Annotated in this window: 10 protein-coding genes and 1 pseudogene; 7 read left to right on the plus strand and 4 right to left on the minus strand. The window is 65.0% G+C overall.

Annotated features, from left to right (window positions below):
• Positions 1–53: 53 nt before the first annotated feature.
• Positions 54–830: an ATP-binding protein gene (locus G6022_RS11615; protein ID WP_277817773.1), complete on the minus strand. Its 777-nt coding sequence runs from the start codon at positions 828–830 to the stop codon at positions 54–56.
• Between G6022_RS11615 and istA (G6022_RS11620) the strand changes: the two genes are divergently transcribed.
• On the plus strand, positions 808–2,409 hold the full coding sequence (gene istA / locus G6022_RS11620) for an IS21 family transposase (RefSeq protein WP_182639606.1): 1,602 nt from the start codon (positions 808–810) through the stop codon (positions 2,407–2,409). The two genes, G6022_RS11615 and istA (G6022_RS11620), sit on opposite strands and share 23 nt — an antisense overlap.
• Positions 2,409–3,176 (plus strand): ATP-binding protein, encoded by a 768-nt coding sequence (locus G6022_RS11625; RefSeq protein ID WP_182639607.1) that lies wholly within the window; start codon positions 2,409–2,411, stop codon positions 3,174–3,176. The genes istA (G6022_RS11620) and G6022_RS11625 overlap by 1 nt, the downstream gene beginning before the upstream one ends.
• Before the next feature lie 22 nt (positions 3,177–3,198).
• Here G6022_RS11625 and G6022_RS11630 read toward each other — a convergent pair whose 3' ends face one another.
• Positions 3,199–3,423 carry a hypothetical protein gene (locus G6022_RS11630; RefSeq protein ID WP_241731183.1) on the minus strand — a complete coding sequence of 75 codons (225 nt, stop codon included), beginning with the start codon at positions 3,421–3,423 and terminating at the stop codon, positions 3,199–3,201.
• Positions 3,420–4,982: an IS21 family transposase gene (gene istA / locus G6022_RS11635; RefSeq protein ID WP_182639608.1), complete on the minus strand. Its 1,563-nt coding sequence runs from the start codon at positions 4,980–4,982 to the stop codon at positions 3,420–3,422. Before istA (G6022_RS11635) ends, G6022_RS11630 begins: the two co-directional genes overlap by 4 nt.
• 397 nt (positions 4,983–5,379) lie before the next feature.
• Between istA (G6022_RS11635) and G6022_RS11640 the strand changes: the two are divergent.
• A pseudogene (locus G6022_RS11640) lies at positions 5,380–5,943 on the plus strand (transposase); the annotation flags it as partial.
• Positions 5,944–6,147: 204 nt separating this feature from the next.
• Positions 6,148–7,029 (plus strand): NaeI family type II restriction endonuclease, encoded by an 882-nt coding sequence (locus G6022_RS11645; RefSeq protein ID WP_182639609.1) that lies wholly within the window; start codon positions 6,148–6,150, stop codon positions 7,027–7,029.
• Here G6022_RS11645 and dcm read toward each other — a convergent pair.
• On the minus strand, positions 6,953–7,963 hold the full coding sequence (dcm, locus tag G6022_RS11650) for a DNA (cytosine-5-)-methyltransferase (protein WP_182639610.1): 1,011 nt from the start codon (positions 7,961–7,963) through the stop codon (positions 6,953–6,955). The two genes, G6022_RS11645 and dcm, sit on opposite strands and share 77 nt — an antisense overlap.
• A 507-nt stretch (positions 7,964–8,470) precedes the next feature.
• Between dcm and G6022_RS11655 the strand changes: the two genes are divergently transcribed.
• The 3 genes from G6022_RS11655 (at position 8,471) to G6022_RS11665 (ending at position 10,382) form a co-directional block, all read left to right on the plus strand.
• Positions 8,471–8,698 carry a hypothetical protein gene (locus G6022_RS11655; RefSeq protein ID WP_182639611.1) on the plus strand — a complete coding sequence of 76 codons (228 nt, stop codon included), beginning with the start codon at positions 8,471–8,473 and terminating at the stop codon, positions 8,696–8,698.
• Positions 8,699–8,944 (plus strand): hypothetical protein, encoded by a 246-nt coding sequence (locus G6022_RS11660; RefSeq protein ID WP_182639612.1) that lies wholly within the window; start codon positions 8,699–8,701, stop codon positions 8,942–8,944.
• Between the two features lie 118 nt (positions 8,945–9,062).
• Entirely contained in the window at positions 9,063–10,382 is a 1,320-nt protein-coding gene (locus tag G6022_RS11665) for a restriction endonuclease (RefSeq protein WP_182639613.1), read from the plus strand.
• The last annotated feature ends 103 nt before the right edge of the window (positions 10,383–10,485 follow it).

Consider the following 10,485-nt stretch of genomic DNA (forward strand, 5'->3'; position numbering starts at 1 on the left):
TGGGGGCCGGTGATCGCGTCTGTGGGGACCACCGGCCCCGTCTCGGGGATTACTTACTGACTCGCGGCGGCGTGTTCGCGCATGTTGTGGGTGCCGGTGTCGATCCAGAGGGTGTTGTGGACGATGCGGTCCATGACGGCGTCGGCGTGGACTCCGGAGCCCAGGCGCTGGTGCCAGTCTTTCTTGGGGTACTGGGTGCAGAAGACTGTCGACCCGGTGTCGTAGCGCCGCTCAAGGAGCTCGAGGAGCATTCTGCTGATCGTCTCGTCGGGGTGGTCGAGGAGCCATTCGTCGATCACCAGCAGGGAGAACGCGGCGTACTTCTTCAAGAATTTGTTCTGGCCCTGGGGTCGGTCTTTGGCCAGGGCCCAGGCTTCTTCGAGGTCGGGCATCCGGATGTAGTGCGCCCGGAAGCGGTGCTGGCAGGCCTGCTTGGCCAGGGCGCAGCCGAGGTAGGACTTGCCCGAGCCGGTGAAGCCCTGGAAGACGACGTTCTGTTGGCGCTGGATGAACGAGCAGGTGGCCAGCTGCGCGAGCATGGCCCGGTCCAGGCCGCGCTCCTCGACCAGGTCTACGCGCCGCAGATCGGCTGCTGGGTAGCGCAGGTTGGCCCGGCGGATGAGTCCGTCGATCTTGGAATGGTTGAAGCTCTCGTGGGCGTGTGGCAGATAGGGCCAGTGGGTACGCCTAGTCCGGCGATCCGGTACTGCGATTCCGGCGACTCGGTACTCCTTGGGGCGGGCGGGGTGGTCTGCTCGGGGTGAGGCGGCGCGACTGCGCCGCTTCTTCCTATTTGAGGAGGCTGATGTGGCCGAGTACAAGGCCATCATGACGTTGGCGCTGGCCGGGCATAGCTACAGCGAGATCGTCGCCGCCGTCGGGTGTTCGCGTGGGGAGATCGCGGCGGTGAAGAAGACGATCACCGCGTACGGCATCACCGCCGGCCAAGCGTCGTCGATGAACCCGGCCGAGATCGCCGGGATGTTCCCCGACGGGCGCAAACGCGTCTCGGAGGACTACACCAAGCCTGACTTCGATCGGGTGCTGGCGTCGATGAAGTTCAACCGGCACTTCACCATCCAGCAGGCCTGGGGCAAGTACCTCGCCGCTCCGGCCGGAAGCGGGAAGAAGTACGGGTACTCGCAGTACTGCGCCCTGTTCGCCGAGCACGCCCGGGCCAAAGACGTGGTGGCCACGCTGCATCACGAACCCGGTCGGACGATGTTGGTCGACTGGGCCGGCGACACCCTCGAGGTCCTCGACGCGGTCACCGGCGAGGTCACCAAGCTGTACCTGTTCGTGGCGGTCCTTCCGTACTCCGGTGCGGTGTTCTGCCGCGGCTTCACGGATATAAAGTCGCCGTCCTGGATCGACGCCCACGTGGCCGCGTTCGCGTTCTTCGGCGGGACACCGCAGATGGTGGTGCCCGACAACCCGACCACCGCCACTCACCGGCAGAAGCAGGGCGAGGCGGCCAGGGCTGTCAACGTCCGCTACCAGCAGCTGGCCGACCACTACGGCACCGCGATCGTGCCCGCGCGGGTCCGAAAACCCCGCGACAAGGCGGCCATGGAATCGGCCGTGGAGGTGGTCAACAAGCGCGTAATCGGCTACCTCGCCGAAGAGGTGTGGACCACCATCGAGGCCCTGAACGCGGCGATCGCCGAACGCGTCGCCGAGATCAACACCCAGATTCGCCGAGCTGACGGTACGACCCGGTTGGAGAGGTTCGAGTCCGACGAAGCGCCGCTGCTGGCGGCCCTGCCAGACGACGGGTTCGCCACGGTGGAATGGAAGCAACTCAAGGTCGGCCGGAACTATCACGTCTCCTGCGACTCGCAGTACTACTCGGTGCCGTACACCTTCGCCGGTCAGCTGCTGCGGGTGCGCCTGACCGCGCAGTCGGTGACGCTCTTCGACGGTGACCAGGTCGTCTGCGAGCACTCCCGGCGCCACGGCCGCAAGGGCCAGTACTCGACGGTGCTGGCTCACGCCCCGAAAGAGCACCAGGGTATCGACGGCCTGTGGTCGCGGCAGTGGTTCACCGACCGCGCCCGCGGGTTCGGCCCCGCCACCGAGAAAGTGATCGCCCAGATCCTGGATCGTCACGTGATCGAGGCGCAGGGCTATCTGGACTGCCAGAACATCCTCGAAACTCTCGGCAAGAGAAGTCGACAGCGGCTCGAGGCGGCCTGCCAAGTGCTGCTCAACCAGAACAGCGTCGGCAGCTACAGCGTGCTCAAACGCGTCATGGCCACCATCGACTCCGACGGCAAAGCGCCCCGACCCGTGGTCCCAGCGGCGGCCACCCGAAAGCCCCCGCCACCGGCCGGAGCCCGAGACGACGGCGCGGTGCAGGTGCGCTCGGCCGATCACTATGCGCGCGGCCGCAGCGGGGAGGGCGTGTGATGTTCACCGAGATCGATCACCAGAAGTTCCGCAACCTGCGCATCACGCACGTGGCGACCCGGTTCGAGGAGCTCATCAGCGATGAGGCCAATGACGAGCTCACCCCGGAGCAGATCTTTCTCACCGCCGTCGACGACGCCTTGGACCAGCGCCAGGCCCACCGGATCGACAAGCTGATCCGAGCGGCGAAGTTCCCGATCCCTCAGGCCTCGATCGCCGAGATCAACTACCAGGAAGGACGCGGGATCACCCCGGTGCGGATGAAACGCTACGCCGGGCACCACTGGCGCCAAGACCCCACCAACCTGCTGGTCCTCTCACCGACCGGCGGCGGGAAAACCTACCTGGCCTGCGCGATCGGCATCGCCGCCTGCCAGAACGGGCACACCGTCACCTACGCCCGCATGGACGAACTCGCCCGGCGGCTGGTCATCGCCCGCGGCGACGGCATCCGCCACCAGAAGATGCTCAACGACCTCTCGGAAGTGGAGCTGCTGATCATCGACGATTTCCTGACCGTGGGCATCGATCCTGAAGCCGCCAACGACTTGTTCGCCGTGCTGGCCAACCGTGAACACCGGCTGCCGACGATGATCGCTTCCCAATCCCGGCCGGCGTACTGGCTCGAGGCGCTGCCTGACCGGGTCGCCGCGGACTCCATCGTCAACCGCCTGGCCAACAACGCCCGCGAGATCAACCTCGGCGAAGTCGACATGCGCCGACAGCGCGACGACCAAGCCCGAGCCACCACCGGCTACTGGGAGTAACCCCCGACGGTGCCGGCCCGCTTCACACACGGGCCGGTTCCGGGTCGCCGGAATGGCGGTACCAACTCGCCGGACCCGCGGTACCGACAAGCCCTATCTGCCAGGCGTGGTCGACGACCAGCTGCAGGCGCTCGCCGAAACTCATGCCGACCACGTGGTCGTCGTGTTGCGCTTCGATCGCCTCGAGCAGTGGCTGGGCGCCCATTTCGCGGAGCTTGCGTTTGGTCTCGCTATCGATGCTGCTCATCGGGCACTCCTGGCGTAGTAGTCGGCACCGCGGACGTAGCCGCCGGCCTGCTCGGGCTTCGTGCGTGGCTGTAGGGCGGCGGTCTTGTCCTGGCCGGTGGCCAGGATCGGGTGGATATGCGCGTAGCGGGGTGAGCGCACCGGCCCGGTCAGCGCCAGGGCGCAGGCGGCTTCGACCCTCTCGGCCGAGAACCGCCGCGAAAGACGCAGCACCGCCAGGGCAGCGTCCAGGCCCTGCTCGTCAACGGGCACGGACTCGAAGATCCGGTTCACCACGATCACCGCCGCCGGCCCCACCCGCTCGGCCCACTCCCGTACCCGGGGCGCATCCCACTGCTGGTACTGGCGGCCGGCGGGCAGGTCGGCATCGTTGGTGCGGTACTGCCCGGAGGCTCCAGCTGGGAGCAGCAGGTGGCTGGAGATCCGCTCGGTGCCGCGGTAGATCTCCAGCGTGCGGGCCGTAATCCGCAGGTCGACTCTGGTGCCGATGTGCGCCAGCGGGGCGGAGTAGAAGTTGCGCTCGAACACCACGTGCCCGTTGCGACCGACCCGGCGGCCGTAGAGCCACCTGCTGATCTCGAACGCCACCGCCGGCAGCGGCGTGAGCAGCGGCCGCTCCTCGGCGGTGAACACGCTCAGCCTCGACCCGGGGCGTTTCTGGAACGGCTCCCGGTTGTAGGCGTCCATCCGCTCACCGATCGCCTCGGCCAGTTCGGGCACCGTGTGGAACATGCGGTCCCGCAGGCCGGCGATCACCCAGGTCGCTACGTGCGCCACGGTGTTCTCTGCGCCAGATTTGTCCTTGGGCCGCCGTATCCGCCCTGGTAGAACGGCTGCTGAGTAGTGGGCGGCCATCTCCCGGTAGGCGTCGTTGAGGACGATCTCGCCGTCGCGGGGATGGGAGACCACGCCGGTTTTGAGGTTGTCGCACACGATCCGCGGCACCGATCCGCCGAAGTTCTCGAACATCGCCACGTGCGCCCGAAGCCACGCGTCCTGCTGCATGTCGGTCGATGGCCAGACGAACGCGTACCGGCTGAACGGCAAGCACGCCACGAATAGGTACACCTTCCGCGTAGCTCCGGTGACCGGATCGGTGAGCTCCATCGTGGGGCCGGACCAGTCGACCTCGACCGTCTGGCCGGCCTTGTGCCCGACGCGGGAGGCGGCGCCGGTGACCATCACGTGTCGCTGGTAGGTCTTGCACCACCGGTCATAGCCCATCGCCGGCGCTTTCGCGTGGGCGCAGCGGTCGGTGTACTCGCCGTGCAGCAGCTTGAGTGTGACCCCGACCCGGGCCATCTCGCGGTGGACCTGTTCCCAGTCGGGCTGGGCGAACACGCTCTCGTGTTCCCCGCGGCCCGGGAACAGGCGGGCGTACACCTGCTCATCGGTGAGCTCGGCGACGTCGTCCCAGCTCGTCTCGGTCGCATCGGCGGCCTCCAGCACCGCCGCGATGCTCTTGCGGGACATGCCCTGCGAGGCGGCGATCGCCCTGCCTGACAAGCCTTCGGCGCGAAGCTGCAACACGAGCTTCGCCCTGATTTTCCGTACAGTCACGGATTGCTCCTTCCGCCGCGTGCCCTATACACGCGGCGGAAGGAGCCTAGAAGCGGGTGGCCCCCACGGACGCTACTGCTGGCCCCCAAGCGCAATATTCGCGATCTCGGCCACTGGCCCCCAGAGGCAATACCGATGGACCCCAGTGAGACGAATATTCAATATCTCGTGCGGCTTCGGTTCCGCGCCGGATCCACAGTAATGCGAGCGTCAGCATGCCCGCCAGTAGGGACGCCGATTGTGCTGCTAGATGGCAGGGCTGGATGGAAGATGGGGCATTCTCTGGGCCTCTTTGTTACCGAATGAGGGGAAGTCGCGTGGAGTGGTGGGGTTTCGGGGCCGGGGTTCTGGCTGACGAGGGTGTAGCGGTCCGCTGACAAGGGCGGGCCATCGCGTAGTGGTCAATGAGTTACCGCCAAGTAGCTCACACCACTCGAGGCCCCAGTCCCATTCTGGCGTACACGCCCAGCTCGACGCACTGCTGGCCGCTGATCCGCAGGCCATGTTCGCCGAGCTGGTGCGGGTCGGCATGCGGGCGTTGATCGAGGGCGAAGCCGCGGCGAGGATCGGCGTCGAACGCTACGAACGGTCCGAGAAGCGCACGACCCACTGCAACGGGCACCGTCCCAAGTCGATCTCGACCCCGGTGGGAGACACCGAGGCACAGATCCCGAAGCTGCGGGCAGAGTCGTTCTTCCAGGCACCGCTAGAGCGCCGCCGACGGATCGATCGGGCCATGTCCGCGGTGATTATGCAGGCCTAAGTGCGCGGCGTGTCCACCCGGGCCGTGGATGACCTGGTCCGCGCGCTCGGAGTCGATACCGGCATTTCCAACTCGGAGGTCTCACGCATCTGCGCCGAGCTCGATGCCGAAGTCGAGCAGTTCCGCACCCGGACGCTGACCCACACCGAGTTCCCCTACGTGTTCGCCGACGCCACTTTCTGCAAGGTCCGTATCGGTCGGAACGACTCCACCCACCTTTACTGCAGGCCGCCGCTGATTTTCTGCCGGCTATCGTAGCCCGGTATGGCAACGAACGCTGTCCCCGGCCCCGGGCACACGTGTAGACCCGACGGGCGCACAGCGCGCAGAGGACAGACCGCAATCCCGCAGCCACCCGCTCACACAATTCTCGCCCCCGAGGAGGACTTTGAGCTGCAGCAAGTGCTGAAGTGGCTCCAAACCCGGCCAGACCTGGAAGCACATCTACGGAACGCCATCCTCGACGCCATCAACTACGTCATAGAGGGCTCCATCACCGGACGGTTCTATCTCTACGACCCGGAAGTCGACTCCGACGAACGTTCATCGGTCGGCACCAAACTGCAATATCGACTTCTGCACGCCTTAGGCCTACCGAAGCAGAAGCCCCTGGACACCGTGATTGCCGGCATCCCCGTCGAGATCAAAACTACGATCCGCAACTCGTGGATGATCCCCACCGAATCTCAGTGCGAAATCTGCCTACTCATCAGAATCGACGCCCCGGCTGACCATTTCTACGCCTCGATAATGAGGGCCCACCGCGTATGGCTACGCAACGGGGCCAACAAAGACGCCAAGCGCAGCTTCACCTCCGATGCGATGAAACGCTTCCAAACCCCGGTGGTGGACGGACCGCTGCCGCGCAACCCCTTACGCGACCTCACCGAAGACCAGCTCGCTGCGGTATTCGGCCGCGGCGGCATCAAGAAGCGCCTCACTGCCTTTTTCGGCTACATGCCAGACACAGTGGTGCCCCGGTACGTCATCGAAACCATCGGGCTCGGCGCCAAAGACCCCATGCGCCGAGCCCGTCAGGCCAAACCCCACGTCCTCGCCGAACACAACCTGGTCCTTCTGTGCGGAACCTGGCGGGTCGACTGCGCCGCGGCCGCCTCCGTCGGCTACGAACTTGAAGAAGCCGACTGGGTTGCTGTGGACCCGGCCAGAATTTCATTCGATCTGCTCGAGAAGGTGCTCGAGGGAATTAGAGAGCTGCCAGCTCCGGCGTCCGTGAAAGCGGAGCTACCAGACTCTCCGGATCAAGCACAGACTCAAGCTTGACGGCCTCCAAGGCTCGGCGAATCTGTTTACCCACGGCCGCGGCCACCGGCGGAGGGAATGCGTTCCCCACCTGACGCCAACTCGCCGTCTTGGTGCCAGGAAAGATCCAGTCAGGCGGGAAGCCCTGGATGAGCGCACCCATCTGCACTGTGATCCGCGGCATTCCCACAAACCCGGGTGCCGGCGGCTCACTGCCAATGGTCCGACCTTCCACCCCCAGCTCAGCCCACGCGGCCCGCGCGCGGGTCGGCCCCAGGTCAGGACCGCCGTGCTTGAGCGACCCGCCGACCAGGGTCGGTGCGATCGTGTCGGCGCCGGCCGCCCAGTCGTCAGCACCCTCCCAACCATTGGCGGCCATGTGGTCCCGCAGTAGTGCGCCCACGCTCTTCGCCGGTCGCTTGTGAGGCTCGGGCCAAGAGAAATGCCCGGCCCAAGGCTCTTTGAGTCCAACCAGAATCGTGCGGGGCCGCAGCTGCGAGACACCGAAATCCGAAGCCTTGAGCAGCCGCCATGACGACGTGTAGCCCATATCCTCCAGGCGCCCCTCGACCTCCGCCCTGAAGCCCTCAAAAACCGGATCCATCAAGCCGCGAACGTTCTCTATCATGACGGCCTTCGGCCCGATCTCCTCGATCAGATCCAGTGCCCGCGGGAAGAGGTTACGATCGTCATCTGCACCAAGCTGCCGACCCGCCTTCGAAAATGGGGGGCACGGCACGCCGCCCGCCACCAGGTCTGTCTTGCCCGCGTACTGGGCGCCGGACCACTCGTTCAAGTCCATCTCGACGGTGTTCCAGTGCGGCCGGTTGGTGCGCAGGGTTGTGCAGGCGTGCTTGTCGTACTCGACGCAGGCCAAGTGAGCGAATCCGGCGCGCTCCAGGCCAACAGCCTGGCCGCCGGCCCCGGCGCATAGTTCCACTGATGTGAATGCCATGTTTGTGACCCTCTCCCTAGGCCGTCCATCCTGCCATATGCCGGCGCGGGCCACCGCGGCCGGATAGCCAGCCCGCGGCAATCCTAGCGTTCGAGAATCCTCTTACCTGTGGTTTTGAGTAAGAGCGTCGGGAGCGGGTCCGTCGCCAGTTTCAACTTGATGGGCGGACGGAAATGCCGGCGCGAGGTGCACGATTGGGAGTTGAAAGAGGTTCGTGGCGCCGGTACCTTCGGTCGGCCACCGTGCTGCTCACCCTCACGCCCGCCGTTGACACACGGGTCCGGCCCATCTGCCAAACATGCAGCGGCTCGGCGACGCTGCCCCATTCCATAAGCGCTGTGCCCCGGTGCGGACCCGATGGACTCGGTCTAAGTCGTGCATCCCGCGGCCGACAAGCTGCGTGCCGTTATCGCGTGCCGCGGACCGCTGCTTGGGCGTCGCATCACGCGTCGTATGGGGCGGGTTGCCGGTGCCTCGCGACCAGCTTGATCAGAACGGGAGGAACGCATGTACTTCGACGTCTGGTGTCCGGGCATACAAGCCCCCGGCCCCGAGTGGCTCGGCGATATCTGGTCGGGCGCGAAGTGCGAGGCGAGCGAGAACGTCAGGACCAACGGCGAGCTGTTCGGCAGCAAGGGCCCAGCGCGCATCGACACGTCCGTGGTGACGGTCGGCATCAGCGTAGTCGTGGCAGACGCCAACTACGTATCGCGGGACTCTGCCACCCTGCAGTAGATGATCCTCGACCTGCGGGCCGGACCCAGTCGCAAGATTCAGCCGCCAGTGGACCCGGCGCAGTTCGGCGGCGCGACCAACCCGATGCTCGACATCAGCGCGGTGGGCTCGCCCGACACGGTCAGGCGCCAGCTCGAGGAATTCGTCGAGCGCACCGACGCCGACGAGCTCATCACCGTCACCTGCGCCTACGACCCCGCGGTGCGGAATTGGTCCATCGAGCTGCTGGCCGATCTCTGGTTCTAGGCGGCGGTGGTTGGGAAGCCGGTTCGGCTAACGCAGCGCCCCGTCAGATTGACCAATGCGCTCCCAGATGGTTCTCGCTAACCGAACTCGTCGATAGAAAAGATGACATCCTAGTCGCATGGCTAAGGCAAAGGTCCCGTTCGCGAACCTGCCGGACGCGGATCTTGTTGTAGACCGCGTATATGCGGGGGGAAGTGCCAAGACGGTCGCGGACGATCCCATCGGCATGTTGTTGCCAGTCGGAAACCAGGGCGGCTTCCGGTATAAGGGCAGTGTTTCCCAATCTGCAGTGAGGCTGGTAGTCCTCTACACATCGGGTGACGAGGTGGACTGGCCCGACCGGCTGGATCCAACGACGGGGGACTTCACCTACTACGGCGACAATCGCCGCCCGGGCCACCAGCTCCACGAGACTCCCCGCAGAGGGAATCTGCTCTTAAACCAGATCTTCGCCGCCTCGCAATCCGGCCCCGCGCAGCGACGGTTCATTCCGCCAATCTTCCTCTTCCAGAAAACAGGAGAAGGTCGAGACGTTGTATTCCGTGGCCTGCTTACGCCAGGGTCTGCACGACTGAGCCCGGAGGAGGAACTTGTAGCAACATGGCGGACTACGTCGCATGTCAGATTTCAGAACTATCGGGCGCATTTCACTGTTCTGGATGTGCCTGTAGTCAAACGCGAGTGGATCAACCAGGTGTTGGAGGGCAATATATTTGGCAGCGCTTGTCCCCGCGAGTGGGAAATCTGGGTAAGAAGTCGAATTTATACTGCGCTTGAGGCTCCTCCTACCGTTACCATGAGGAGCCGAGAGGAGCAGCTTCCTTTAGTCAAGGATCGTTGGCTAATCGATGACATACACCGTCACTTTGCCCCTGAGCCGGCTAAATTCGAGCATCTGGCCGCCGAGGTCTGGGTATCGACCGATCCCCACGTGGACCACGTTGAGGTGACCAGGCCATCCCGGGACGGCGGGCGGGACGCTGTCGGTACGTTCCGAATCGGGCCGGGCAAGGACCCAATAGCGCTCGAGTTCGCCCTTGAGGCAAAGTGCTATGCGCCCGATAACGGTGTGGGCGTCCGCGACGTGGCTCGTCTGATCTCCCGAATCAGGCACCGGCAGTTCGGCGTGTTCGTTACTACCAGTTTCATCAGCGCCCAGGTTTACGCTGAGGTGAGAGAAGATGGCCATCCTATTGCCTTCGTGACAGGGAGAGACATTGTCGCTGCCGTTCAGCGAATGGGCCATGACTCACCCGAACGTCTACGTAGGTACCTTCATTCACGCCATCCAATTGGCGAAGCTTCCTCCGGGGAGGGCGGCACGGACGTCGCATACCCGGAGGGTGTCGAAATGCGTCCCCCTATTCTTGCTCCGTCTACGAGCGGGAGCGTCAGAGGCGTGCGGTCTTCCCGTCGAGCGACCCCACCAACGGGATAGAGAAAGCAAAGGGGGTGGTTGGTGCGGGACCGGTCGCTGGAGCTGCTGGCCGATCTCTGGTTCTAGTGGTCCGCATTTGAAGTCTTCTTACGGTTGGCTTTCG

Source organism: Dietzia sp. Cai40 (genome assembly GCF_014145165.1).
GTDB classification, from domain to species: Bacteria; Actinomycetota; Actinomycetes; order Mycobacteriales; family Mycobacteriaceae; genus Dietzia; species Dietzia natronolimnaea.